The organism is Methanobacterium spitsbergense (assembly GCF_019931065.1).
Classification (GTDB): domain Archaea; phylum Methanobacteriota; class Methanobacteria; order Methanobacteriales; family Methanobacteriaceae; genus Methanobacterium_B; species Methanobacterium_B spitsbergense.
Window position 1 is genome coordinate 65,218 of sequence record NZ_JAIOUQ010000007.1, and the last position, 26,291, is coordinate 91,508.

24 protein-coding genes are annotated in these 26,291 nt (G+C 34.1%); 9 read left to right on the plus strand and 15 right to left on the minus strand.

Translation table 11 applies throughout. The features are described 5' to 3' along the window. Positions 1 to 122: 122 nt before the first annotated feature. The 5 genes from K8N75_RS05925 to larE all read left to right on the plus strand — a co-directional run bounded on the left by K8N75_RS05925 (position 123) and on the right by larE (position 4,453). Positions 123 to 1,037, plus strand: a complete 915-nt coding sequence (locus K8N75_RS05925; protein ID WP_223791180.1) for a coenzyme F420-0:L-glutamate ligase — start codon at positions 123 to 125, stop codon at positions 1,035 to 1,037. Between the two features lie 351 nt (positions 1,038 to 1,388). Continuing rightward, positions 1,389 to 1,877: a transcription factor E gene (tfe, locus tag K8N75_RS05930; protein ID WP_223791475.1), complete on the plus strand. Its 489-nt coding sequence runs from the start codon at positions 1,389 to 1,391 to the stop codon at positions 1,875 to 1,877. A 67-nt stretch (positions 1,878 to 1,944) separates the two neighbouring features. Next, entirely contained in the window at positions 1,945 to 2,448 is a 504-nt protein-coding gene (locus K8N75_RS05935) for a TIGR00295 family protein (RefSeq protein WP_223791181.1), read from the plus strand. Positions 2,449 to 2,668: 220 nt separating this feature from the next. After that, positions 2,669 to 3,319: a TfuA-related McrA-glycine thioamidation protein gene (locus K8N75_RS05940; RefSeq protein WP_223791182.1), complete on the plus strand. Its 651-nt coding sequence runs from the start codon at positions 2,669 to 2,671 to the stop codon at positions 3,317 to 3,319. Between the two features lie 84 nt (positions 3,320 to 3,403). After that, a complete protein-coding gene (gene larE, locus K8N75_RS05945; protein WP_223791183.1) occupies positions 3,404 to 4,453 on the plus strand; it encodes an ATP-dependent sacrificial sulfur transferase LarE in 1,050 nt (349 codons plus the stop codon). Between the two features lie 78 nt (positions 4,454 to 4,531). On the opposite strand, the gene K8N75_RS05950 is transcribed toward larE, so the two are convergent. The 9 genes from K8N75_RS05950 to rimI all read right to left on the minus strand — a co-directional run bounded on the left by K8N75_RS05950 (position 4,532) and on the right by rimI (position 14,947). After that, a complete protein-coding gene (locus K8N75_RS05950; RefSeq protein ID WP_223791184.1) occupies positions 4,532 to 4,954 on the minus strand; it encodes a hypothetical protein in 423 nt (140 codons plus the stop codon). Between the two features lies 1 nt (position 4,955). Beyond that, the gene (locus K8N75_RS05955) at positions 4,956 to 5,792 is read right to left on the minus strand and encodes a CBS domain-containing protein (protein WP_223791185.1); all 837 of its coding nucleotides are present in this window, start codon (positions 5,790 to 5,792) and stop codon (positions 4,956 to 4,958) included. A 69-nt stretch (positions 5,793 to 5,861) separates the two neighbouring features. Next, positions 5,862 to 6,308, minus strand: a complete 447-nt coding sequence (locus tag K8N75_RS05960) for a universal stress protein (protein WP_048189907.1) — start codon at positions 6,306 to 6,308, stop codon at positions 5,862 to 5,864. Positions 6,309 to 6,550: 242 nt separating this feature from the next. After that, positions 6,551 to 7,000, minus strand: a complete 450-nt coding sequence (locus K8N75_RS05965; RefSeq protein WP_223791186.1) for a response regulator — start codon at positions 6,998 to 7,000, stop codon at positions 6,551 to 6,553. Positions 7,001 to 7,160: 160 nt separating this feature from the next. Next, positions 7,161 to 8,441, minus strand: a complete 1,281-nt coding sequence (gene serS, locus K8N75_RS05970) for a serine--tRNA ligase (RefSeq protein ID WP_223791187.1) — start codon at positions 8,439 to 8,441, stop codon at positions 7,161 to 7,163. Between the two features lie 119 nt (positions 8,442 to 8,560). Beyond that, entirely contained in the window at positions 8,561 to 9,712 is a 1,152-nt protein-coding gene (locus K8N75_RS05975; protein ID WP_223791188.1) for an amidohydrolase family protein, read from the minus strand. 173 nt (positions 9,713 to 9,885) lie between these two features. After that, positions 9,886 to 13,068 (minus strand): carbamoyl-phosphate synthase large subunit, encoded by a 3,183-nt coding sequence (gene carB, locus K8N75_RS05980; RefSeq protein ID WP_223791189.1) that lies wholly within the window; start codon positions 13,066 to 13,068, stop codon positions 9,886 to 9,888. Positions 13,069 to 13,207: 139 nt separating this feature from the next. Beyond that, positions 13,208 to 14,290 carry a glutamine-hydrolyzing carbamoyl-phosphate synthase small subunit gene (carA, locus tag K8N75_RS05985; protein WP_223791190.1) on the minus strand — a complete coding sequence of 361 codons (1,083 nt, stop codon included), beginning with the start codon at positions 14,288 to 14,290 and terminating at the stop codon, positions 13,208 to 13,210. 228 nt (positions 14,291 to 14,518) lie between these two features. Beyond that, positions 14,519 to 14,947: a ribosomal protein S18-alanine N-acetyltransferase gene (rimI, locus tag K8N75_RS05990; RefSeq protein ID WP_223791191.1), complete on the minus strand. Its 429-nt coding sequence runs from the start codon at positions 14,945 to 14,947 to the stop codon at positions 14,519 to 14,521. Positions 14,948 to 14,973: 26 nt separating this feature from the next. Here rimI and K8N75_RS05995 point away from each other — a divergent pair, with 26 nt between their 5' ends. From K8N75_RS05995 to cobK, 3 genes are read left to right on the plus strand one after another with little or no spacing between them, the layout of a single operon-like run. Further along, a complete protein-coding gene (locus K8N75_RS05995; RefSeq protein WP_223791192.1) occupies positions 14,974 to 15,375 on the plus strand; it encodes a UPF0146 family protein in 402 nt (133 codons plus the stop codon). Further along, positions 15,359 to 17,872, plus strand: coding sequence for a calcium-translocating P-type ATPase, PMCA-type (locus K8N75_RS06000; RefSeq protein WP_223791193.1), 2,514 nt, complete (start codon positions 15,359 to 15,361; stop codon positions 17,870 to 17,872). Before K8N75_RS05995 ends, K8N75_RS06000 begins: the two co-directional genes overlap by 17 nt. After that, positions 17,869 to 18,660, plus strand: a complete 792-nt coding sequence (gene cobK, locus K8N75_RS06005; RefSeq protein ID WP_223791194.1) for a precorrin-6A reductase — start codon at positions 17,869 to 17,871, stop codon at positions 18,658 to 18,660. The genes K8N75_RS06000 and cobK overlap by 4 nt, the downstream gene beginning before the upstream one ends. Before the next feature lie 202 nt (positions 18,661 to 18,862). On the opposite strand, the gene K8N75_RS06010 is transcribed toward cobK, so the two are convergent. Beyond that, on the minus strand, positions 18,863 to 20,095 hold the full coding sequence (locus tag K8N75_RS06010) for a proteasome-activating nucleotidase (protein WP_223791195.1): 1,233 nt from the start codon (positions 20,093 to 20,095) through the stop codon (positions 18,863 to 18,865). A gap of 139 nt (positions 20,096 to 20,234) precedes the next feature. Between K8N75_RS06010 and K8N75_RS06015 the strand changes: the two genes are divergently transcribed. Beyond that, positions 20,235 to 20,711 carry a multiprotein bridging factor aMBF1 gene (locus K8N75_RS06015; protein ID WP_223791196.1) on the plus strand — a complete coding sequence of 159 codons (477 nt, stop codon included), beginning with the start codon at positions 20,235 to 20,237 and terminating at the stop codon, positions 20,709 to 20,711. Between the two features lie 81 nt (positions 20,712 to 20,792). On the opposite strand, the gene K8N75_RS06020 is transcribed toward K8N75_RS06015, so the two are convergent. The 5 genes from K8N75_RS06020 to K8N75_RS06040 all read right to left on the minus strand — a co-directional run bounded on the left by K8N75_RS06020 (position 20,793) and on the right by K8N75_RS06040 (position 26,107). Further along, entirely contained in the window at positions 20,793 to 21,152 is a 360-nt protein-coding gene (locus tag K8N75_RS06020) for a DUF356 domain-containing protein (RefSeq protein WP_223791197.1), read from the minus strand. A gap of 124 nt (positions 21,153 to 21,276) precedes the next feature. After that, entirely contained in the window at positions 21,277 to 22,539 is a 1,263-nt protein-coding gene (locus K8N75_RS06025; RefSeq protein ID WP_223791198.1) for an Mfer764 family protein, read from the minus strand. Between the two features lie 12 nt (positions 22,540 to 22,551). Next, a complete protein-coding gene (locus tag K8N75_RS06030) occupies positions 22,552 to 22,995 on the minus strand; it encodes an Mfer763 family protein (protein WP_223791199.1) in 444 nt (147 codons plus the stop codon). Positions 22,996 to 23,160: 165 nt separating this feature from the next. Next, complete coding sequence (locus K8N75_RS06035) at positions 23,161 to 24,708, minus strand: pseudomurein biosynthesis peptide ligase pMurC (RefSeq protein ID WP_223791200.1); 1,548 nt, start codon at positions 24,706 to 24,708, stop codon at positions 23,161 to 23,163. Continuing rightward, the gene (locus K8N75_RS06040) at positions 24,701 to 26,107 is read right to left on the minus strand and encodes a pseudomurein biosynthesis peptide ligase pMurD1 (RefSeq protein ID WP_223791201.1); all 1,407 of its coding nucleotides are present in this window, start codon (positions 26,105 to 26,107) and stop codon (positions 24,701 to 24,703) included. Before K8N75_RS06040 ends, K8N75_RS06035 begins: the two co-directional genes overlap by 8 nt. Positions 26,108 to 26,291 lie beyond the last annotated feature (184 nt).

Here is a 26,291-nt window from a genome sequence, read left to right on the forward strand (position 1 = left end):
AAACATATTTAGGATTCATTAACTTTTTTTAAATTAAGTTCAGGATACTTAAAATTTATAAAATAAATAAAAATCTAATCTACATAAAGACTGTTCAAAGAATAATTTAAGGATATATCGCCATGAAAACAGATAAAATTAGCACTGAAAATATATATGGGTCTGAATTATATCCACAAAAAGACCAAGGCCCGAAAAATGAGAGCAAATATACTTTAATTCCTGTTAAAACAGATTATATTAAACCGAATGAGTCATATGATATGATTATTAAATGTTCAGCTGATCTTTTGAATGATGGCGATTTTCTTGTAATTTCTGAAACACCAATATCTGTGTCACAAGGCAGACTTGTTGATGAGTCTAAATTTAAAGCTTCATTCCTTTCATTTTTACTGGCGGATATATGGTCAAAATATATATGGGGATATTTATTGGGGCCAATTTTCAGAATAAAAAGTAGAACCATCCAAAACCTTAGAAAACTGCCACCAGAAGCCAGAGTCCATAAAAGAGTTATATTGGAACATTATGGTTTGAAACATGCATTAAAACCAGCATCTGAAGCAGGAGTCGATTTGAGTAATGTGCCTGGGACAATGGTTTCCCTATTACCCGAAAATCCAAATGATGTAGCAAAGGATATTGCCAAGAAGATAATGCATGATCTTAAAATAGATGTAACAGTGATGATTATTGACACCGATGCAAGTTATCAGTTAATTGGAAAAAAGTTTACATCTCTTCCAATTGCAGTGCCAGGCATAAAATCGGATCTTGGAATTTTCGGATATTTACTTGGAAGATTTGGAAAAATTTTAGGACCAACTCCTTTGGGAGTTTCGAGACCAGAAAAACTTGATACTATGCTTAAAATAGCTAAACTAGCAGAAGAATATCATGAAAATAATGAAAAAGATATAAAAACAGTATATGATATGGAAAACATTTTTGAAGGAGACATTACAGGAATAACAATTGAAATGCTCAATTCAGTTGAGCATACACCGGCTATTATAGTCAGAAGGCTCTTTTAATCTCGTATAAATCTATTTCTAATTAGTTAAATTGTCATCAACAAATTATAAATACTATTTGATTGTATATAGAGTACTACCAAAGTTACATCACCAAATTAAAAACAATTGCTATATTCTCTTAAAAGCTATTGTTTGATTTAGTATTTTGTAATTGCGTATAAAACTCATAGCTTTGGATTATGGATCAGTATTTTTGGAATAAATCTAACTAATTTGTATTAATTCGTGTATATCTACATGTCATAGTACTGTATGGTCAACTATTCCATAAACAGTGATTCACTTGAATGGTAAAAACTGTTTAACCATAATCTAGGAGTTAATATGTCATATAAAGGAGGGGCAGAAATGCTTAGCGATCCAACAGTTCAGGAAATTCTAATGGACATAACCAATGATGAAAAGAGCAGTGTTTCAATCATTGAATGTATGTTGAAAGGAAAGACAACGGATGAAGAAATTGCAGAAGAAACCGAAATTAGGTTGAACATTGTAAGGAGGGTCTTGTACAAATTATATGATGCAGGAATAGCAACTTATAAAAGAAGTAAGGATCCTGAAACACAGTGGTACACCTACAGCTGGAGATTTGAGCAGGAAAAGGTATCGGATATTATAAGCAAGAAATATGAAAAGTTTTCCAGAGAAATTGAAGAATCATTGGAGTATGAAGAAGAAAATATGTTCTTTTTATGTCGAGCAAACGGCCATAGATATAAATTTGATGAGGCATCTGAAAATAACTTCCAATGTCCAAAATGTGGCGGATCGCTTGAATATCAGGATAATTCTACTATAATAGTGGAATTAAAGCAGATGATGGAGAGAATTACCTGAATTCTCTAAATATTATTTTTTTTAATTAATTTAAGAATTAAATTAGATATTTTCATGAGGGAAACTTTTGAGTTCAAATCCATTAAAAACATTAACAGATTTAGGTTGCCCTCCTAATATAATAGAACATTCTAAGGCAGTATCTAGAAAAGCCCTAAGAATTGGTTCTAATTTTATGGATAATACTGGTTCTTATGTAGATCTTAAACTGGTTGAAACCGGTGCAATGCTTCATGATATTGGTAGAATTAAAACACACTCCATTAAACATGCAGTTGTTGGTGCAGAAATATTAAGAAACCTTAATTTTCCAGATGAGATTGTAAACATCACCCTCAAACATATAGGTGCAGGAATACCTTCAGATGAGGCAGAAATACTTGAACTTCCACCAGGAGATTATATGCCCTGCACTTTGGAGGAAAAAATAGTTGCTCATGCAGATAATTTGATCAACGGAACGATTGAGGTAAATATTGATTTTGTTTCAAAAAAATGGGAAAAAAAGTTTGGAAAGAATCATCCCTCAATTTACAGACTTAAAAAACTAGATAAAGAACTTATAAAGTAAATTTAGATTAATTTTATTTAAACATAATTAGTTTTAGACTATTCTTATAATTACTCTTTATCAACCAATCATTCTAATATTTAAACTAATTTTAACAGATAACATCTACAATAAATACTGGATATATACAATATTCCATAACAATAGTTTATGTAAAATGATCTTTCTGAAATTCATATCCATATTGTAAATTATAAATCCTAATAATGGAGTTTTATGCTTGAAACATGAAAATAAAAATAAAAATATCATAGTATTCACAGGCCCTTCTTTGCAACCAACAGAAGCGAAAGAATTTCTTGAAGCAGATTATAGGCCTCCCGTAGCAAGAGATGATGTAATAAAAGCTTTGAGGGATAATCCGGATATAATTGTTATTATAGATGGTGTTTTCCATAAAGCACCAGCAGTCTCCCATAAAGAGATAATGGAAGCAATTAAAAAGGGAGTTATTGTGGTTGGAGGTGCCAGTATGGGTGCTTTAAGGGCGTCTGAGCTGGATGATTTTGGAATGGTTGGTGTAGGTATGGTTTATCGTGATTACAGGAAGGGAGTTATCGAATCTGATGATGATGTAGCGGTGGTGATCAACCCTGAAACATTTGAACAACTCTCTGAAGCATTTATAAGTATGAATTACACATTTAAAGCAGCTATGGCCAAAGGAATAATCAATAAATCAGATTTTGAAACTTTGATAAAAACTGCAAAATCAATTTACTATCCCAAAAGAAATTATAATAAAGTTTTAAAAGAAGTAGATATTGAAGAAAAAAGAAAAAAACTTATACAAAAATTTTTAAAGGATAATACTATAGACGTTAAGAAGGAAGATGCTATTGCTGTTCTAAAATATGTAAAAAAACTCTAATATCTAGATTAGATTAAATAAATCAAATATTTGTTTAAATATTAAAAACATTATTATTTTTATTATTGAAAAGGATGATATCCAATGGAAGTTGAAGTGAAACTCGAAAAACTTAAGGATTATCTGAAGGACAAGAAGTTGCTTGTTGCATTTTCAGGAGGAGCAGACAGCTCCTTGATTGCATTTATAGCCCATAAGATGTCCAAGGAATCAATAGCAGTAACTATAGATAATGGTGTAATGCCATCAGATTTTATTGGAAATGCAATGAAAATTGCAAAGGAGATCGGTATCGAACATTCAGTTGTAAAAGAAGATTTCTTAGAAGATGAAGCATTCCGATCCAACCCTCGAAACAGATGTTATATCTGTAAAAATAAAATGTACTCTAAATTAATGGAGATTGCTGAAGAAGATAATTTTGAAGTTGTGGATGGAACCAATATCAGCGATCTATTAGAAGATAGACCTGGAATAATGGTTAATTACAATAAAAACATCAAAAGTCCACTTGTTATAGCAGGTTTCACTGCTGAGGATGTTAAAAACGCTCTTGAAAGCTTTAAAATAAATTACTCTAAATCAACAACGTGCATGGCAACTAGAATATCAAAAAACAGCGAGATAACACCAAAAAAAATCAACAGAATAAAATATGCTGAATCTCTTTTGAAGGGGCTTTCCGGGTCTGAAATAGTTCGAGTAAGGGATCAAGATGGTGTTGCACTCATAGAACTAGAAAATATTGGAAAAATCCTTAAATCTGGAATTCTAAATCATATTGATTCTGAATTAAAAGCGGTAGGATTTAAAAAAGTTACACTTAACATTGGTGAATATGGTAATTCAAAGAAGGAGCTAGTTGTTTACAAACCATGTAAAGATGAGGAACATAAGATAATGTTTGAAACAGAGCTCCCATATACTATAAATATAAAAGAAACATGTGAACAACTAAAAAAGGTTGGAAATGTGAAATGTTCAGTTGAGATGGGAATTGCAATGTTAGAAATCGAGGATAGAAATGTTACAGTATTTAAAACGGGAAAAGTAGTTGCAAGACGTGTAATAAATAAGGAAGATGCTGAAAATTTGCTTACAGAAGTGTTGCCAAGTATAAGAAGAAATATCTAAACTTAATTTAAGAATAAAAAGCCATTCAAATAATAAAATAAAAAAAAGATATTTGGATTTAATTATTGAAGTTGGATCTTAAATTTCTTTATGTACTTCTTCAGTGAATTTCCTTCGGAAACTTGTCATTTTCTTGAAGAATCCCCTGGAATCAGTTCCGCCAAGAGTTATAAACCTTCCCCCAATATCCACATCCACATCATCTGCTTTTATATCGGTGATTTCCACAATAATTTCTGATGCATCTTCAAGTGCATCATTTGCACAAAATTTGTAGTCTATACTCATTTTATTATGGGGATAAACCTCGTTCAAAGCTCTTTTTATGGTTAGTTCCATGACATTGAAAAAGGTTTCAAGTTCAGGAGATCCCTCCCACCAGAGATTTGCCATTATTATTCTGAGGTTGATTGTCTGTATCGAAACATCACCCTTTCTCTTGGCGACAATCCTAATGGTTTCAGGATCTGATTTTATTTTAATTATAGGCGTTTCTGACATTTTAATCGCTTATAGCTTTAATTAAGTCAACAGCTCTCACTAGTCCAACAAGATCTCCTTCAACATCTATTACAGGGATCTGTTCTATATTCCGTTGTCTCATTTTATTTGCACATTCTTGTACAGAGGTTTTTGTGGTGACAATAACCAACTCGGTATTGGCAACATCTTTGATTGTTTTGTCACTGAATTTAAGATGATTTTTTATAACATAAAGTACACTCTTACTGTCCCAAGACCATTTGTCCCCTTCTGTGCCTACAGAAGTGTTGTGCACTGTTCTCTCAGATACAACTTCACTTTCCTCTATAAAATCAGTTTCTGTGAGTATTCCTGAAATTTTACCATCATTATTCAGTCCAAGAAGCACCTTAAGTTTGTAATATCTCATTATCTCAAATGCAACATTCAATGGTGTTCCTTCCCAGCTGGTTGGAATATTTTGGATCATATAGTTTTCAGCTGGAACCTGGATATCCATTTTCCATAATGCTTTATTTATTAAATCTGAAGCAGTTACAAGACCTACTAGTTGTCCTTCCTCTACGATTGGAACCCTTCTGATATTATTTTCTATCATCTTGGCTGCAACCTCCTTTACATCATCATCAGGAGATGCGGTTACGATATTTCTAGTCATTATAAGTGCTATTTGTTCCTCATCCGGGTTTTCAACCAGATCTGTCCTTGTAAGAACTCCAACAAGTTCATTAGTTCCATTTTTTACTACAGGCAATCCTGATACTTTTTTTTCTCTCATAATTTCCAGGGCGTGGGTACGGTTACCTGGTACATGGACAAAATATATATCTTCGGCCATTATCTCTTTTACAAACATTTCTTAACACCAGCCATAAAATAAAATTAATAGGTGAAGATCAATAAAAAAATCATTTATTTACTTCATTTATTCAATATGCACAGCTAAAACAGGACACTTTGCAGATCTAACTACCTTTTCTGTTACGCTTCCAAGTAAAAATCTATCCAATCCATGCTTACCAGAAGTTCCCATAACAACTAGATCAATATCCTCTTTATCAATTGTTTTAAGTATCACATCTGCAGGAGAACCTTCTTTTGTTTTTAGGGTAACTTTTAAATCTCCTTCCTCTAAATTTTCTTTAGTGGCCATCTCAAAGATGTGTTCAAGTGCAACTCGTCCTTCTTCTTTCAGCATTTCCTTAATCCTCACAATAAGATCTTCTGCAGGTAATCCAACTAGTGAAGATGTTTCTATAACATTTAATGCAATAATTTCTGCACCACTTGCGCGAGCAATCCATATAGCATGTTCAGCTGCTTTGTTTGCGTACTCAGAACCATCTGTGGGTAGAAGTATTTTTTTGTACATTGGTTCACCTCTTATGAATTATTAATACAGTACACCTTTTGAGTACTTTATAAATCTTAATGAATTCTATGGTTATTTGGTTGTCATATCATATAAATATTCAATTTAAAATTTTCATTCATAAAAACTTATATTATCAACCAATTAGCTTGAATATGTTTTATTCTTGCATTTAATTATTAGATTTTATATTTACAAAATAAACCAGTTCAAGATGATTATTTAAAGTAGGGTACTAATTTTTATTGTTCATTTATTTCATTTAACATTTCATTGGAGAATTTTAATATTTTAGCCTGTTTTTTTAATCTCTGCTCTACTTGGTGTTTATAAATTGCCATTTCTATAACGCTTTGTATTCCCATGTCTTCGAACGGTTTTAGGATATAGCCAAATGGTTCTGTTACTTTGGCACGTTCCAATGTTTCATCATCAAAATAAGCTGTTAAATACACAATGGGAATATCATATAAGTCACGTATTTGTTGTGCAGCATCAATTCCATCCATTTCACCCTTCAGCATTATGTCCATTAAAACAAGATCTGGTTTTGTTTCTCCAGCTTTTTTTACAGCATCATGTCCAGTAGTTGCTGTACCAATTATGGTGTAACCCATTTTTTCCAGTTTATTTTTTAAATCAGCTGCCACAATGATCTCATCTTCAACAACTAAAATCTTTGAATCGGACAATTATTGCACCCCTAAATAATTTTCAGCAACAAATTAAATCATAATTTACATCAATTCACATGATCTTGATACTATATAGAGAGTGTATTATATTAAATTTTATGATCAAAAAAAATAATATAATAATTAAAACCTCAATATTTGAATAGATTAAATACTTTTAAATTTCAATAACAGTTTTGCCATTCATGTATGGGATCAAAACTTCAGGAATAAGTATAGATCCATCTTCTTGTTGATAGTTTTCTAGAATACAGCAAATAGCTCTTTCTGTTGCAATTGCGGTACTGTTTAATGTGTGGCACATTTTTAGAGATTCTGAATCTCCCTGAATTCCATAACGGGTGTTTAATTTACGAGCTTGATAATCTCTGCAGTTGGTGCATGAAACTAGTTCTCTGTAAGTACCTGAACCAGGAAACCAGCCCTCAAGATCATATTTTTTTGAAGCATTATCATTTAACTCTGAAGAAACAATAGAAACTATCCTGTATGGAATTCCAAGCTTTTTATAGATAATTTCAGCATTTTTCAATAATTCCTCATGGATATCCTTAGATTGTTCTTCATTGGAAAAAACGAATTGTTCAATTTTTTCGAACTGGTGGACCCTGAATATTCCTAGAGTATCCCTACCATGAGATCCAGCTTCTCTCCTAAAACAAGATGAAATACCGCAGTATTTACGAGGCAATGTTCTTTCATCGATTATTTCCCCTCTATGAAGAGCAGCTAATGTTTGTTCTGAGGTTGCTATCATGAAAAGGTCTTCATCCTCGACCTTATAAAGGGTTTCCTCAAAATCTGCAAGTTCTGCTGTTTCTTTAATTACATCATGTTTAATAAAAAAAGGTGTTTGAAATGGAGTAAAACCCTTTTCAGACAGTATATCCATGGCAAATTTAAGTAATGCCATATTTAAGTAGACCATATCTGCCTTTAAATAATAGAAACGGGAGCCTGAAATTTCAGCTGCACGTTTAAATTCTGCCCCATCAATTCCTTCAATCAGATCGACATGGTTGGATGGTTTAAAATTAAAATTAGGAATTTTACCTTCTTCAGAAATTATTAAATTATCATCTTCAGTTTCTGATATTGGAACATCATCGTCAACAATATTTCCCACTTTGTAACGATATTCATCCCTTTTTGATATAAATTCAGCGATCATTGGTTCTAGTTGTGCAATTTCAGTTGAAACTTCCTTTGCCCTGATTTGAAGTTTCTTTAATTCATCTTTACCCTGTTTTCGTGCTTCATTAAACGAATGTGATAGTTTATTCCTTTCTGCACGAAGATCATTCAATCTTTTTAGTCCATTTCTCCATTTTGAATCAAATTCAATGACTTTATCAACGTTTTCGGTTGTTCTAAAACGCTTCTTTTCTGATTCACGAATTAAATCAGGATTTTCTCTGAAAAGTTTAATATTTAACATGGTATCATCAATTTTATTATTTTTTCTACTTAATTGGAATATATTTCTATGATCATATTGGTTCATTCAATGTAAAAATTCTCTTTTTACAAAAATTTGTTATTACCGATTGTGGATAATTATCTTTCAAATACAATATTACCCTCTTTAATTAAAGCATTTATGTTTTGGGTTTCGGTTCTATTTATTAGGGAAAGGATTGGATCTCCAGACAATCCACTTACAAGCATTATATCTGCCAATTTACCCTCTTCTATTGTACCAATATTGAGTCCTAAGGCTCTAGCAGGATTTATTGTTGCCATCTTAAATACCTCAACTGGAGGAATATATTCTCTGTAATAGGCCCTTGTTATTTTAAGTGCGAATTCCATCTCTGTAAACATATTAGGGGAGTTGAACATCAAGTTGTCGGTTCCCAGACTTACACTTATTCCTAGATCTAACATTTCTTTAAGAGGAGGAATCCCAACTCCAAGAGAACCATTGGATCTAGGGCATGAGACAATAGGGGTTCCTGTTTCACTAATAAGTTTCAAATCATCGTTTAATGGTGATGTAACATGTACAAGTAGATCAAAACCCGCCTTCAAGGCCCTTTCAACTTCGGTTTCACCGGTTAATTCCAGTGAATTCATCTGAAGTTCCTCGTACTCAGCAACATGTATGGAAGATAATTTGGATTCTTTCCTGCAAATTTCTGTTATAGTGGATGCAACTTCGTCGTCAATTTCACCAAATCCACTTAAACCTATTCCATCACAAGATTTAAGAATCATTTCTACTGTTCTTTCAAGTTGTGATGAATTATTGGAATTATAGAAAGATTCATGTCTTCCCAGAACTATTTTTCTTATGGGAATACCTTCTGCAGCTTTTCTTAGCAGATCAATACCTTTAAATCCTCCTTCTCTGAAATCAACAAAAGTTGTAGTACCTGTTTGAAACATTAAATCTATTGTACTTTGCATTGCATCGATAATATTCTGAGAAGATGTTTCAGCAAGTATACGGTGTTTTATTCCGTTTGGCGGTTTTACTATTTGGTCTATGGGATAACCATCTCCCACATCCTTTGCAACTGAGTCGCCCATATGAACATGGGAATTAATAAGGGATGGTGCTGCAACACAGCCTTTCCCATCTATTATTCTACCTTTTAAAAGTTTTTCGGACACTTCTACAATTTCATTGTCTTCAATTATTATGTTTGATTTTCGTACGTCCATGTTCTCACCGTATAGAACATGAGCATTTTTGATTGTGATCATTAGATTAAAGTATTTTTATTGTAGTATTTATTAGTTTTAGTATTTTTCAGAACGTTAAAATAAGCCAGTATTTAGTTAAACAAAACAATGAATTAAAAAAAATATTTAAATTTTTAATTGTGTGTTAATTCTAAAAAAGAATTAAATATTTTAAATTAATAGCAGAAATAAATTTAGAGCTGGTCATGATATTCGTTAAGAGATTTGACTCCAATTTCTCCTTCTTTAACATGTTCAATAGCGGTTAGTACTGCACGTGCGCCTGCGAGAGTTGTTACATAAGGTATTCCCAGTTCAACGGCCATTCTTCGGATATAATAACCATCGTCAGCTGATTGCTTTCCTGAAGGTGTGTTGATTATTAGGTCTATTTCTCCATTGACTACAGCATCTCTAATATTTGGAGAACCTTCGCTCACTTTTCGAATTTTATCTATTTTAACATGGTTTTCAACAGCTTCAGCAGTTCCGCTTGTTGCAACGAGTTCAAATCCAAGAGTTTCTGCCTTTTCAACAATATCTCTTATACTATTTTTATCAGAATCCCTCACACTGATGAATAATTTTCCTTTTTTAGGTAATTCCATACCTGCTGAGAGCAAGGCTTTGTAGTAGGAAACACCGAAATTTTCATCTATTCCCATGCTTTCTCCTGTGGATTTCATTTCAGGTCCAAGCACAGAATCTGCTGCAGGTAACTTTATGAATGGGAATATTGATTCTTTGACTGCAACGTGTTTAATTTTGATATCATCAACTAAGCATAAGTCTTTGAGTTTGTATCCAACCATTAATTTGGCAGCTATTTTTGCAAGTGGTACTCCCACTGCTTTACTTACAAATGGAACTGTTCTACTTGCTCGCGGATTGGCTTCAATTATGTACACTTTATCTGTTTTAACAGCATATTGGATATTCATGAGCCCAATAACATCAAGTTCAAGTGCCAGTCGGGTTGTGTATTCTTTAATGGTTTTAAGAATATCTTCCGAAATACTTTGAGGAGGCATTACGCATGCAGAATCTCCAGAATGAACTCCTGCTTCTTCTATATGCTCCATTATACCTCCTATGAAGACAGTTTCTCCATCAGAAAGTGCATCAACATCGATTTCAATAGCATCTTCAAGGAATTTGTCAACAAGGATGGGATGTTCTGGAGAAATTTTCACAGCTTCTTTCATGTACTTTTTGAGTTCTGTGTCATCGTAAACAATTTCCATAGCTCTTCCACCAAGAACATAGGAAGGTCTTACAAGTACTGGAAATCCTATTCTTTCTGCTACAATGCGGGCATCTTCAAAAGAGTATGCAATACCATATTCTGCTTGAGGAATATCCAGTAAATTTAGAACTTCAGTAAAACGTTCTCGATCCTCCACACGATCAATGCTTTCATGTGCAGTTCCAAGTATATGAATACCTTCTTCAGCCAGTGGAACTGCCAAATTTATGGAAGTTTGGCCTCCAAATTGAACAACAACTCCATCTGGATTCTCTTTGTCCATTATGTTCATTACATCTTCGAGTGTCAATGGCTCGAAGTAAAGTTTGTTGGAGATGTCGTAATCCGTACTAACTGTTTCGGGATTATTATTTATAATAATGGTTTCTATTCCTTCATCTTTCAATGCCTTTGAAGCATGAACACAACAGTAATCAAATTCTATTCCCTGACCAATCCTTATGGGTCCTGCTCCAATAATAACAACTTTTTTATTGTCTGATACTGCCACTTCATCTTCGCCTTCGTAGGTTCCATAGTAATATGGTGTTTTAGCTTCAAACTCTGCTGCGCATGTATCAACCATTTTGTAGGTAGGAACAATTCCAGTTTTTCTTCTGTGGTCTCTTATTAATTTCTCAGGAAATCCAGTTATATCGGATAATATTACATCAGAGAATCCCATTCTTTTAGCTTTTATAAGAATTTCTGGTTTGAGAATTTCATCTGCATCTAAATTCCTTAAATAATTTTCAAAATCAACAATACTCTGTATTTTGTACAGGAAAAACCGATCTATCTGTGTAATGTCATGAATATCATCTATATCACGCCCTGATTTAAGAGCGGTATATAAATGAAAAATTCTTTCATCTGTTGCATTTTTTAATAGAGAATCGGTATATTCAACATCTACAAATCCATATTTACCAATATCAAGGGATCTTATTGCCTTGTGAAGAGATTCCTCTATTGTTCTACCAATGGCCATAACCTCACCAGTGGATTGCATCTGCACACCTATTTCCCTTTTTATGGCTTTGAACTTATCAAATGGCCATCTAGGAATCTTTGCAACAACATAATCAAGTGAAGGTTCGAATGAAGCCGGTGTTTCCTTGGTGATGTCGTTTTGTATTTCGTCAAGGGTCATTCCTACAGCTATTTTGGCTGAAATCTTGGCTATGGGGTAACCTGTCGCTTTTGATGCCAATGCACTGCTTCTACTGACCCGGGGATTGACTTCAATAACTTTGTATTCTCCAGTTTCAGAATTAAATGCAAATTGGATGTTACAGCCACCTTGGATATGTAACGCTCTTATAATTTTAATAGATGCATTTCTTAATCTTTGATTATCAACGTCTGAAAGTGTTTGTGAAGGTGCAACAACTACACTCTCTCCTGTATGTATACCCATGGGATCCAAGTTTTCCATGTTACAAACAATTATACAAGTATCGTTTTTATCTCTCATTACCTCATATTCAAATTCTTTCCACCCAATCACAGATTCATCAATGAGAACTTGATTGATAAAACTCATATCAAGACCTCTTGTAGCGACCTCGATGAGTTCTTCTTCGTTGTGTGCAACACCCCCACCTGTTCCACCTAATGTGAAAGCTGGACGAACAATAACTGGATAACCTATTTTACCAACGGCTTCAACGGCTTCGTCAATTGTTGTAACTGCCCTACAATGGGGTATTGGTTCATCAAGTTCCATCATGAAATTTCCAAATAGGTCACGATCTTCAACATTTCTTATGGTTTGAACTGTTGATCCTATGACTTTGATCCCTTCTAACGCACCTATCTTTTCAAGGCCTGTTGCAACGTTCAAACCAGTTTGTCCGCCCATGGTGGGTAGTATAGCATCTGGTTTTTCTTTTTTAATGATCTTTGCAACTATTTCCGGTGTCAGTGGCTCCACATATACTGTATCTGCCATATCTATATCTGTTTGTATGGTTGCTGGATTGCTGTTCACAAGTATTGTTTCAATTCCCTCATCCATGAGAGATTTACAAGCTTGAGATCCAGAATAATCAAATTCAGCAGCTTGACCAATTTGTATGGGTCCTGAACCTATGATAAGAACTTTTTTTATGTCTTTGTCCCTTGGCATTTACGATCCTACCTTTATAAATCCTATAATTCAAATCATTAATTTTTATGACTTTATTTTATGATTATACAGTTCAACCTAAATTGTTAATTTGCCTATTATTTATCATCAAAAATTGTACTTTTAACATATTCTAAGTTTAGTATTTCTTTAATATATTGAGGAAATTGTCGAAGTAATGGTCAGAGTCATGAGGTCCAGGGCCAGCTTCTGGATGGTACTGTACACTAGAAATTGGAAGTTCTTCATGTTCCAGTCCTTCAGCAGTTCCATCGTTAAGATTTATCTGTGTCACTTTAATTGGTAAATCTTTACACGAATCTGAATCAATTGTGAAACCATGGTTTTGGGAGGTTATAGTAACTTTACCTGTGTTAAGATCTTTTACTGGTTGATTTATTCCCCTGTGACCGAATTTCATCTTATATATTTTTGCACCGAAGGCTAACGATATAATCTGTTGACCAAGACAGATTCCAAATATTGGAAGTTTCTCAGATAAATTTTTAACTGTATTAGCTGCCTCTGTAACTCTTGTTGGATCTCCAGGCCCACTTGAAACAAGCATGGCCTCGGGATCATAATCTAAAATTTCTTTATAACTAGTTTTGTAAGGTAGAACAACAACACCTATATCCCGTTTTAGGAGGGCGTTTATACTATTACGTTTTATACCGCAGTCAAGCACCACTGCTCTGTGTTTATACTCTTCACCCAAAATTTGAGGTTTTTTAACTGATACTTTGTCCACAAGGTCTATATTTTCGATATTTTCCTGTTCAACTGCTAGCTTCAAAAGTTCTTCATCATCAATTTCCTGTGTTGAAATCGCTCCTTTAATGGCTCCGTGACGTCTGATTTTAAGTGTAAGAAACCTGGTATCAATCCCGCTTATACCTGGAATTTTATATTCACCTAAAAAGTCAGATAAACTCTCTTCAGAGAGCCTGTGGGAGGGATGGCTGTTTTGTTCCCTTACTATAAATCCTTCTGCTTTTATCCCATCGGACTGGAACCAATCTTTAGATATCCCATAATTACCTTGTAATGGATAAGTTGACATTAGGATCTGCCCTTTGTAAGAGGGGTCTGTAAGCGACTCAACGTATCCGGTCATTCCAGTTGCAAAAACCACTTCTCCCGTTTTAATTGTTTCAAAGCCAAATCCTTCTCCTTTAAGTATTGTTCCATCTTCTAAAGCTAATTTAGCCTCTTTTAGCATTTCATCACCGGTTAAATTAATTGTAAATCAAAATTTGAGTAAATTATCACTTATTCTAAGCCTTTGATCATCTTCAATTTATAACTGATCCTTAATTAGATTTATTATATGAGATCTTGATCAGTAGTTTATTCTACTTGGTTTATTAATTAGATTATTTCAGAATTATATAATAAAATATTTAAAAATTCATTAATTAGAATACTCTATTAATTCCAATAGTATTATTCAAGTCTGGCTCATAATAACTGCGTCTTCATTATCATCATAATAATCTTCAACAATTTTTTCTTCTTTAAATCCCATTTTACTATAAAATTTTCTGGCCCCTTTGTTTCCAACCCTTACCTCTAGTTTGATCTTTCTCACATTATATTTCTTAAAGATATTCAGACTTGTTTCAACTAATTTGGAGCCAACTTCCATTCTTCTGTAACTTTTATCAACTGCAATGGATATTATATGACCTTCATCTTCAAACTTGATCCAAAATATAATATATCCTACTACCCTATTATTTTCCTGGGCAACAAGAAATCCTGCACCCAGGTTGTAAATATCTACAAGAATATTAGCAGGATAGGGATCACTGAATGACGCCATCTCAATTTCAAGGACTCTTTTGACGTCTGGGCGTTTAAATTCTCTTATTATCATGAATTTCTCCAGTAAACGTGGTAAAAATGTGGAAAGATTTTTCAAATTATATCATAGCAAACTATAGGAATGCTTCTTTAATAGTTGAAGTAGGTGTAGGAGGTTTTCCATTGGTTGCCCTTACACTGCAAGAATATCTTAACATGGATATAATCATGACAGATATTAAACCTTACCATGGTCAAATTGTTGTTGATGATATAACCAACCCTAACATAAATATATATAAGAATGCCTCATTGATCTATTCAATTCGCCCACCTGAGGAACTTCAGCCATATATAAAAAAGGTTGCAGAAATGGTAGGTGCAGATCTAATTATAAAACCATTATCAACAGAATTTATAAAACCAGATAAAGGTATGAAACTTATCAATTACAAAAAAGCAATCTTTTACCAGAAGTGTAATAATGAAATGGCAGAATAAAAATACAGAAGATGTTTTAAATTCATTAAAATCTACCAATAATGGATTGACCAGTGGAGAAGTACAGAAAAGGCAAGATATTTATGGAAAAAATGAACTGATTGAAGAAGAAAAACCAGGACCCATAACCAAGTTTTTGGGGCAGTTCAAAGATTTCCTTATAATATTACTTATAATTGCAGCTATAGCAGCTGCATTAATAGGAGACATAATAGATGCAATTGTAATACTTATCGTTGTCATTTTAAATGCAGTTGTGAGTTTTATACAAGAAAATCGTGCAGAAAATGCAATGGAACAGCTTAAAAACATGACATCTTCAGAAGCTGTAGTTATTCGTGATGGAGAACCAAAGAAAATTACTGCAAGCGAACTTACAATCGGGGATGTTGTTATACTTGAAGAGGGTGACAACATTCCTGCAGACCTAAGATTATTAAAAAGCTACGATCTTATGGTGGATGAATCCGCTTTAACCGGCGAATCAAAACCTTCAAAAAAAGATGAAAATGTACTGTCCGAAGATGAAACTACCAATCTTACTTTTATGGATTCATATGTAGCTTCAGGACGAGCAAGGGGTGTTGTAGTTGAAATTGGAATGAATACTGCCATAGGTAAAATTGCTGAAATGATTCAGGGTGAAGAGCAAAAAACACCTCTTCAAGATAGAATACATGGCCTTGGTAAACTGATGGGTTTAATAGCAATTGTTGTTTGTACCGGTGTTTTTACGCTGCAATTCTTTAAGGGAGTGCCATTAGTAACCAACTTCTTGACAGCAGTTTCACTTGCAGTTGCTGCTGTGCCAGAGGGATTACCTGCAATAATGACGCTTACACTTGCACTTGGAATGCAGAGAATGGCTAAAAGTAATGCAGTCGTACGAAAATTACTTGCAGTGGAAACATTGGGTTCTTGTACAACAATTTGTACAGATAAAACCGGTACATTAACAAAAAATAAGATGGCTGTTCGCCAGACAAAGATAACCTCACCTGAAATGGCATTCAAAATATCTGCACTGTGCAATAATTCGAGTATATCCAATGGGAAAGTAATAGGAGATCCAACTGATGGTGCAATGCTAGTTTATGCTGATGAGAATGGATACAACAGACAAGAACTAGAAACGAAGCATAAAAGAATTTTTGAAATACCACTGGACAGTGAAAGAAAGAGGATGACAACTGTAAATGAATTTAATGGAGATAAATATGTTCTTACAAAGGGAGCTCCTGAGATTATCATTGAACGCTGCAACATGGTTGAAGAAAATGGGGAACTTAGTCAGATAACCGATGAAAATAGAATGGAAGTACTGGATGATCTTAAGGAAATGACATCCGAAGCTCTGAGGGTTTTGGCCTTGGCATACAGAAATATGGGGCCTGATGAAGGGTTTGATGATAAAGCAGCACTTGAAAATGATCTGATATATGTTGGATTGGTGGGAATGATGGATCCACCAAGAAAGGAGGCAAAAGAAGCAGTTGCCCTCTGTGAAAAAGCAGGGATCAAAGTTGTGATGATCACAGGAGATAACAAAGATACTGCTGCTGCAATTGCTTCTGAAATAGGTATTTTAAAGGGTGGGAAAGTTTTAACCGGATCAGATCTTGAAAAAATTGATGATGATAAATTTAAAGATATGGTTCAAAATGTTAGTGTATATGCTCGTGTTTTCCCCGAACAGAAAGTTAGAATTGTTGATGCTCTAAAATCACAGGGACAAGTAGTAGCCATGACAGGGGATGGTGTAAATGATGCACCGGCACTTAAAAAAGCAGCTATAGGTGTTGCAATGGGTTCTGGTACAGATGTTGCCAAGGAATCTGCAGATATGTTGCTTCAAGACGATAACTTTGCAACAATCGTTGAAGCTGTTAAAGAGGGACGTACCATATTTGATAACATAAAACGATTTGTTAAATTTCAACTTTCAACAAACATAGGTGCTATATTAACCATTACAGTCGCATCTCTTGTTAGTCTTCCAATACCATTCAATCCAATACAGATACTTTGGATAAATATAATAATGGATGGTCCTCCTGCTCAGTCACTGGGTGTTGAACCTTCAGAAGCAGGAGTAATGGAAAGGACACCAAGCAGCGGAAACATCATACCCAAGCGAAACCTAATTAGGATTGGAATTGCAGGAATTGTAATGAGTGTAGGCACACTTTTACTTTACTACTACGAATTGTCCAGCGGTGCAAGTGTAATAACGGCAATGACCATTGCTTTCACTGTATTTGTGATGTACCAGATATTCAATGTTTTCAACTGCAAAGCAAAGGGAATGATCCCCAATAAAACTTTATTAATAGCTGTTTTAGCATCGTTTTTGCTTCAGTTATGTGTTATTTATTTGCCTTATTTGCAGGGGATCTTCAGAACAACCGGAATTACAATAATGGACTGGCTTCTCATTTTATTAGTGGCTTCAACCATATTTTTAAGTGAATTTATTAGTGAAAAGGTGATAAAATGAAGGTCATGGTCATGGCCGGTACCTCTGATGCAGTGAAAATTATAAGTAAATTAGCAGAGCTTGAAGATATTGAAGTAATTGCAACCACTACAACAAAATATGGTGGTGATCTTGCTGTTACAGCTGGTGCAAATGAGATTATTGTTGGTCGAATGGGAATACATGAAATCGAAGATCTTATAACCGTAAATGAGATTGATATTTTGATTGATGCTACCCACCCATTCGCAGTTGACGCAAGTTTAAATGCTGTAAAATCCGCCAAAAGTTCAGGTATAATGTATATTCGTTTTGAGAGGCCATCAATAGAAATTCCGGGTCACGAACAAGTGTTTGAAGTATCTTCGTTCGAAGAAGCTGCCAAAAAAGCAATTGAAATTGTTAAAGAAAATGTTAACTGCAGGGTAATGCATTTTGCAGGTGTTTCAACACTTCACTATATGATCAAATGGATCAATCCTCAGTTCATGGTTGCAAGAGTACTTCCAGTAGTTTATTCCCTGAAAAAATGTCTTGAAATGGGAATTCCTAGTGAGAATATTATTGCAATGCAGGGAACATTTTCAAAGAAGTTCAACATGGCATTAATGCAAGAATATGGGGTGGGAGTAGCTGTAACCAAGGAAAGCGGTGAGACAGGAGGTACTTCAACAAAAATAGCAGCTGCTATTGATTTAGAAATTCCAATAATAATAGTTAAAAGGCCTGTGGTTAATGAAATTAAAAATGAGATAACATTTACAGATGTTGTTGATGTTTTGAATCATATTCAACATCAAAATTTATAACTGAAAATTATTTGATAAAATGTTAATGAATAATTTTTTTTAGATTGATTAAAAAGAGAATTTTTAAATTAAAGATATAAAAATGGATTTAAAAATTAGCCTCAGATCGCCCATCAGTCATCATAGATCAGAGCTCATAGGGTTCATCACAGGCTTGATCTGTTATATTGTCAAAAAATAAGAAAAATAATGGAGTTTGGAATTATCCAAACATGACTCCAGCTTCTTTTTTCATTTCTTCGTCGTGTTCCATTCCTACTATTTTGTCAACAGCGTCCATGAAATCGTTCATTGTTACAGTAGATCTCTCTTCCCTTATTGCAAACATACCGGATTCAGTACATATTGCTTTTAGATCGGCACCGGAAGCACCTTCTGAAAGTGATGCAATATGCCGTATATCTACATCTTCTTCCAAAGTCATTTTTTTGGTATGGATCTTTAATATTTCCATTCTACCATCTTCATTTGGAATTGGAACTTCGATGAATCTATCGAATCGTCCAGGTCTTAACAGGGCAGGATCAAGTATATCTGGTCTGTTGGTTGCTGCAACAATTCCAACATCTCCCCTTCCTTCGAAACCATCCATTTCAGCAAGCAGTTGCATTAAAGTTCTCTGAACTTCTCTGTCACCGCTGGTGGAACTTTTCAGTCTTTTTGCTGCTATTGCATCGATTTCGTCAATGAATATAATACTTGGGGATTTCTCCTTTGCAAGCTCAAATACTCCTCTAACTAGTCTTGCACCTTCACCTATATATTTTTTAACAAATTCAGATGCAACTATCTTAATGAATGTTGCATTTGTTTCATGTGCAACTGCTTTTGCAAGAAGAGTTTTTCCTGTTCCTGGAGGTCCATATAACAGAACTCCCTTTGGAGGTTCAATACCTATGTTGATAAACAGTTCAGGTTTTTTAAGAGGTAATTCAACAGTTTCCTTAATTTCTACTATTTGTTCCTCTAATCCACCTATCTGTTCATATGCAACGTCAGGTTTTTCATCTACTTCCATGCCCGTAACAATAGGGTCTTTTTCTGATGGCAGAACATGTACTATACTGAATGTCTGCTGGTTAAGGGCCACACGAACACCTGGTTCAAGTGACTTTTCATCTAAGAATCGTGAATATCCAATTACAAAATTAGGGCCTGTGCTGCTTTTTACAACTACCCTACCGTCATCTAATACTTCAGTTATTGTAGCTATTACCAATGGAGGTGATCTGAATCTTTCAATCTCTCCCCTAAGAGATTTTACTTCTCTGTCCAGCCTCATTTTCTCATTTTCGATCAGGACCTTATCCTTTTCAAGCTTCCTAACTTTCCACATGAGGTTGCGTTTGGTTTTAGTGTTATCCTCTTTTAGGATTTTTATCTCCGTTTTAAGGTCTTCAATCTTTTTCAATACATTTGGGGACATGTTTTCCATGATCCTCGCTCACTCCTAACTTTTATTTAAAAAAATAATACTCTAAGACTTAATATTATTTACTGAATTTATTGTCCTTAATAATATTTAAATATAAGGGTAGAGATTATATTAATGATACAAGTGTAAAGGGATCGTCATGAGATGTGAGATATGTGGAAAAAAATTAGTGGAAGAACCTCTGAAGACTAAAATAGATGGTTCAATAATGCTTACTTGTAAAGAATGCTCAAAATTTGGTAAAATACAGAGAGAAGCTCCAAAACCCAAAAGACCAGGAGCACCAAGGGGCAGTAGGGCAACCAAGAGAGTTCAAAGGCCAAGAGAACCGGCCGAAGAAGTTGTTGAAAATTTTAAAGATATAGTTAGGCAAGCAAGAGAGAAGAAAGGATGGTCTCGTGAAGAACTTGCAGAGAAAATATATGAAAAAGCATCTGTTGTAGGAAGGATAGAATCAGGTAAAATGGTGCCGGATCTAAAGCTTGCAAAGAAAATAGAGAAATTAATGAATGTTGTTCTGATAGAAAAAACAGATGAGGTTTCAGCAGATGAAATGGGTCATTCAAAAATTAAAGGATCCACAATTGGAGATATTGCTCGAATAAAAAGAAATTAAAATTATTTGAACCTTTAATTCTTTTTTTATACTTTTTTATATGTATTTATAACTTAATTTTGAAAATAAATTGTATTAAATTTAATTTCCTTTGTTTTTATGGGAATAATAACCCTTCAGGTATGTAAGTCCATTAAATAATTGTTCCAAATCTTTAAATTCACCATACTCCTCACTAATTACTATAACATGGGCAGGAGGGTGTATCTTCCTTATATGAACAATGCTTTTGGTTGTGTCATCTTCTACACGAATAAGAACTGCTATATCTGATTTTGATCTTAATTCTTGTTTTAATATCTTTCCTGCAATTTCATCGGCAGTTTTAGGGTTTAATATCCTTGGCTTTCCAGCCACTTTCAATCCTGCATGTCTTTCAATGTCTGCGATTGTATTCAAAAGTTTTCCTTGATCTTCTGCCCGAATTAAAATTAAAGCCATAATTTTCACTCCTTCTAACTAACATTAAATATTATACTTTTTTAAAATAAATTTTTGTAAATAGATTGAGATTTTCTCAATATTATTTACAAATCCTTTTCAAATGCACTGATCCTGACTTGTTCTATTTCTTTTTAAGGAACGATGATATAAGTGTGCTTCTAAACAAGACTAGAATAACCAGTATCAATCCTATTGCAGTTTGTATATTTCCTAGAATATCTAAAATTGATGAGCTTATAGGTAAATTCCATGGAGGTGACGATCTATTATTTCCGAGAGGTTTGTAATATACACCAACAGCTTTTTGGTTTTGGTTTATATTAATATCGCTTGCTTCCACATTATTAACACCTACAAGGAGCCCACTGCTTATGGCACTATTAATGTCCTTAGCTATCTCTATAGCACTAAATCCGTGTTTTTTTACAGATGCGTCTACTATTTCCTGAGTTGTATCTGAGATTCCTGGTGCATCACTTCCATACGACGAAACAGAGGTGGTATTACCTGTAACAGTTATGGCATTGTTAAGTGCTTCTGTAGCACTTAGAGTTTTAAGAGGAGTTCCATCTAAAGGACAGGTCTCATAGTTGTCAGCTTCGGGGAAACTGATGCTCCAACCATCTACTGGACATACTTTACTGTAAGGCTGATCCATTGGAAAACCTGTTTCGTTAAGTTCTGTAGGAGTAAACATATCTCCTGTTGTAATTCCCGATGCAAGATTCAGAGCTCCTCCCCCATGTTTTTCCCCTGCATTTACAGCAACATTCTGAAATGCAGCTGCTACAACATCAGTTGCAGGATAACCATCTCTTATCATTCTTCCCATTAATTCAGCTGTTTGCAAACGCACAGCATCAGCAGTACCATATTGGGGGTTACCTGGGGTGTTTAAAAGGTGAATTATTGCTCCTCGTGATCCTGGAGGAAGCACAGCCAAACCACCGTTATATGGGGTTATTGTAATGGTGTTGTTTGCATCAACAACAACAACATATGCATCGAAATATCCTCCCACTGCGGCACCTATTTTAGGCCCACCTACTATAATCCTTATACCTGAGAAACCATTAGCGGTTGATGCAGCTTGTGCTGCTGTTGCACCATTTTTAAGACTATTTATGGCTGTAACTATAGCACCAAGCCTTGGAGTTTCGTTTCCTTCACCACCAGATAGCACTGCAAAGTTTTGATTTTTTGATAGTATAAATGTAGACTGAAACATGTTTTTTTGCCATGATTGACTCCCTGCTGCAGCACCATTCGGGTCTTGTCCTGTAGGATCTGTGATAACTATAACGTTCATTGTGGCAGATGCGGTGTTAACAACCATAGAAATGGTTATTATAAATATTAAGCAGATAAATATTTTTGATTTCATAACATCAACTCCTTAATATACACCCGGTAACCCAGCAATTTTAATGTTTGAATAGTCTTCAATAACATTCACCGTTACTAACCCTGTATTTTTATCAACCTGTACATCTGCTGCAGCAATTGGGGATACAGATGTACCTGGAATAGTTGTAAGTACAACAGCTTCTTTGGCATTATTTATAGCTTCATTCAATGGAATTTTACGTTTACTTGTAACCAATGTATCTCCTTGTATATAACTTCCTGATCTGAAACCAACGTTTGCTAAACTACTTTTGATAGAAGCAAGAGGTATTATGTCATTTCCTTTAATTATCACTCCTGATATTTGAACTCCCTGATCTCCCACATCTGTGGAAGATGCATATGACATGTAAGTCATGACCCTTCCTGATACGATAAGCATGAAGGCCAATAATAAGATGATTAAAGTGTCTCTTCTAATTTTTATGAACATTCTTTCACCACTTCAGTGCAATAGATATGCACTTATAATATTTATATATGATCTTATCTTGATCCTTAAGTCTGATCTGATCTTGATAGATTTAATGTTATGTACAAATTTTGATATTTTGTATCTTTAAATTAATTAATGAATATGATAAAAAAAAATTTATCTTTATTTTAATTCTTTACATTTGAGAATATCTTCTTTGTATTTATATGCTGCTTCACCAAGACAGACTAAGGCCTTTGTATCACAATTTAAACCCTTTTTAACTCCTTCTACCACCTGATCAGAGGTTGCTCCAAGGGTGCCCTTTTTGAATTTAATTGAGGACATGTCTGTGAGTATGATTTTGCCCGAGGAAATATATTCACTTTGTTTTTCAGCAGCTTTCCTTGAGGCAAATGAAGCAGGAACAATAAAATCTCCTATTTCTAGAACTTTGCTTAATATTTCATTATCTCCCGACTCTCCAGATTCGGAAGAAACAGTAAGTACAACAGTGATACTGCTATAAACCTTTTTTAATTCTGTAACAACGGTTTCAATACCTGCAGGATTGTGCCCGTAATCAAGGATAACATCCATACCGTTATAATTAAATAAATGTTCAATTCTACCGGGAACACCTTCAAAACTTTCAACGGCATCCACAATATTATTTAAGGGTATATTAAAGAATTCTCTAGCTGCAGCAATTGCACCAATTGAGTTGTACACATTATGAAGTCCAACTAATTTCATTTGTATATTAACCACAAAATCCTTTGTTTGGAGTTTGAATCTTCCCTTTGTTTCATCAATTTCCATTGCAAGATAATCTGGTTCCGGTCTAGTTAAACCACATTCACAACTGTATAAACCCGAACCTGTGATTGTTTCTTCAATTTTAATTTGCCTTCCACACCAGCATGTTTTGTATCCCCCTCCCGATTTTTTAGGATCGAGTCCAAAGGTTATAACATTTTCTTGAGTAACAAGACCAAAAATAGTAGGATCATCTGAATTCACTATAATCGGTTTATTTTTGAAGTATTCAATAAATTCTCCTTTAATTTTTGCATAATCCATAAAATCATGATCTTGATCGAGATGGTCCGGGTTAATATTCGTTACTATTCCACAATCTGGTTCGCAACTTTCAACTAGTAATTTAAGATCTCCTGTTTTTCCAAATGTACCTGTTTCAAGAACAGCCACATCACCTGCAAGTCTAGCTTGTAATGGTGGTATATAATCAATATTTCCCTGCAAATTTCTGAAGCCGTGTTCTGTGGGTTTTAAACCAGCACTCCTACATATGTGTTTCAAAAGTGTGGTGGTAGTGGTTTTCCCATTAGTACCAGTTATGCATAGAACGGGTTTTTCAGGTTTGAAAATTTTCAGACAATCTTCAACAGGTAAAATATTAATTTTATAATCTGCTATTTTCTTATAAAGATCTGAGTCTTCATTGAGACTTGGGGGAGGAATTATATAATCTAACTTATTCAAAAATGATTCAGGATGAGCTGTTAAATATAAAGGGATATTATAACCCGTTAATGTATATAAATATTCGCAATCTTTCTTTTCATGAATGTCTGAACCCAATACATTGAGTTTACGATCCATTAACATTCTTACTATGAGGTTTCCCACAACACCACATATTCCAACAACACCATAAACATTAGAATCATTTTCTAATGTTTTTTTAATGTTATCTGAGCTATTCATATTTTTTACATCCCTCTTTGATACCCATCATCATCTTAGACTTAACATCATCGTAGTTGGTTATGGCACCAGGACCAACATGTAAAATAATACATCCTGGATTTGAATATTTAATTGATAAATCTCCTGCGGTTATCATATCCTCAACAGACATTTTAATAGCTTCAGAATCCGCAGCCCCATTAATAACATCATTTGCTGCTTCAATATCAAGTTTTTTTGTTGTTTCATTATATCCGCTGCAAATTATAACATCTGCATATCTTCCAACAACTTCTCCTACTTTGTACTTGTCCCTTGGATTGGTGCTGTCGGGATTGTCAATGAGAACAACAAGTTTTTGATCCTGAAAGCTTTCAAGTGTATTGATAAGCCCTTCTGGTACAAATGCCGCATCAAAATGTACTTTTCTCCCTTTGTAATTGCCAATATACTCCATATGTCCTGCAATTCCTTTAAAACTTTTCAAACCATTTATTATTGAAGTTTCATTGAGTCCATACGCTAGTGCAGCTGCAGAAGCTGCAATGGAGTTTTCAAAATAGTATCCGAGTAATTTGAATGGTGATTCAAACCTGCCTTTAATCCCTAGTTCTGGAATATTATAATCTATATCAATTAATCCCTTCTCTAATTTTCCATTAACCTCACAATTATCATTTTCTGCACAGTAATAAATTGTATTGTTTCTTAAAGGTTCAATATATTCCTTGCACTGTATTCCTGAAATTAAAATCTTACTTGAATTTGCAATGAATAATTTGCGGGCGATATATTTTTCCATTGAATAGTCAAATTCATCCAAATGATCGGGATAAATGTTGGTAATTACCCCAACATTAAGATCTACTTGTGACATTAATCTTGATGTTCCATGTGGAAGTTCTAGAACTGCTATATTGTTTTTCTTGTGAAGACCACCAATAATTCCATCAACTATAACTTCACTTAGAAGATTGCCTATACGGGATGAACAAGTCCATACTTTATAACCTGCATTTTTGAAGATCTCTGACAGAATATGTGTTGTACTGGTTTTTCCAAGGGTTCCTGTGATCCCTATAACATCCAATTCCAGCAAATTGTTTATTAATTCTGAAATGTACTCATTGGTCAATATTTTAATATGATTATCATGGATTAAATGTCTTATTGATGAGTTTTCTGGCACTGTAGGAGATATATAAGCCGAATCAATATTTTCCATACAGGAAGAGATATCAGAACCCATAAGAAGTTCTATTCCTTCTTTTTCCATTATTTTGAGTGTTTTCTGTACTGAAGCTGGAAACTCTTCAATGAGTTTTTTATCCGTTAAAATAACTTTATTTCCTGTGTGGTTCAGGATCCTTGCTGCTGGACGTCCTGCATTACCTGCGCCAATAACTATACATTTCATAACAATTTCTCGCATTATATTTTTTTATTACTTAAATTTGCATTGAAAGTACTTTAATATCTTTGTTTATCTATCTTACTAATCTCGATTCTCATTTTATATTAAAGTTCTTTATTGAATACATTGGATATTCTTCATGAGGTACATTAAATATTACTGTAACTCACAAAGCATTAAATCCATT

Coding starts and splice junctions, on each gene's coding strand:
- K8N75_RS05955 (WP_223791185.1), bottom strand. CDS start 5,792: ATGTTTGTAAAAGAGATAATGGCCGAAGATATATATTTTGTCCATGTA.
- larE (WP_223791183.1), top strand. CDS start 3,404: ATGGAAGTTGAAGTGAAACTCGAAAAACTTAAGGATTATCTGAAGGAC.
- K8N75_RS05950 (WP_223791184.1), bottom strand. CDS start 4,954: ATGTCAGAAACGCCTATAATTAAAATAAAATCAGATCCTGAAACCATT.
- rimI (WP_223791191.1), bottom strand. CDS start 14,947: ATGATAATAAGAGAATTTAAACGCCCAGACGTCAAAAGAGTCCTTGAA.
- cobK (WP_223791194.1), top strand. CDS start 17,869: ATGAAGGTCATGGTCATGGCCGGTACCTCTGATGCAGTGAAAATTATA.
- K8N75_RS06040 (WP_223791201.1), bottom strand. CDS start 26,107: ATGAAATGTATAGTTATTGGCGCAGGTAATGCAGGACGTCCAGCAGCA.
- K8N75_RS05995 (WP_223791192.1), top strand. CDS start 14,974: ATGTGGAAAGATTTTTCAAATTATATCATAGCAAACTATAGGAATGCT.
- K8N75_RS06000 (WP_223791193.1), top strand. CDS start 15,359: ATGAAATGGCAGAATAAAAATACAGAAGATGTTTTAAATTCATTAAAA.
- K8N75_RS06030 (WP_223791199.1), bottom strand. CDS start 22,995: ATGTTCATAAAAATTAGAAGAGACACTTTAATCATCTTATTATTGGCC.
- carB (WP_223791189.1), bottom strand. CDS start 13,068: ATGCCAAGGGACAAAGACATAAAAAAAGTTCTTATCATAGGTTCAGGA.
- K8N75_RS06010 (WP_223791195.1), bottom strand. CDS start 20,095: ATGGAAAACATGTCCCCAAATGTATTGAAAAAGATTGAAGACCTTAAA.
- K8N75_RS05975 (WP_223791188.1), bottom strand. CDS start 9,712: ATGATCACAATCAAAAATGCTCATGTTCTATACGGTGAGAACATGGAC.
- K8N75_RS06025 (WP_223791198.1), bottom strand. CDS start 22,539: ATGAAATCAAAAATATTTATCTGCTTAATATTTATAATAACCATTTCT.
- K8N75_RS05960 (WP_048189907.1), bottom strand. CDS start 6,308: ATGTACAAAAAAATACTTCTACCCACAGATGGTTCTGAGTACGCAAAC.
- K8N75_RS06015 (WP_223791196.1), top strand. CDS start 20,235: ATGAGATGTGAGATATGTGGAAAAAAATTAGTGGAAGAACCTCTGAAG.
- K8N75_RS05925 (WP_223791180.1), top strand. CDS start 123: ATGAAAACAGATAAAATTAGCACTGAAAATATATATGGGTCTGAATTA.
- K8N75_RS06035 (WP_223791200.1), bottom strand. CDS start 24,708: ATGAATAGCTCAGATAACATTAAAAAAACATTAGAAAATGATTCTAAT.
- K8N75_RS06020 (WP_223791197.1), bottom strand. CDS start 21,152: ATGGCTTTAATTTTAATTCGGGCAGAAGATCAAGGAAAACTTTTGAAT.
- serS (WP_223791187.1), bottom strand. CDS start 8,441: ATGTTAAATATTAAACTTTTCAGAGAAAATCCTGATTTAATTCGTGAA.
- tfe (WP_223791475.1), top strand. CDS start 1,389: ATGCTTAGCGATCCAACAGTTCAGGAAATTCTAATGGACATAACCAAT.
- carA (WP_223791190.1), bottom strand. CDS start 14,290: ATGCTAAAAGAGGCTAAATTAGCTTTAGAAGATGGAACAATACTTAAA.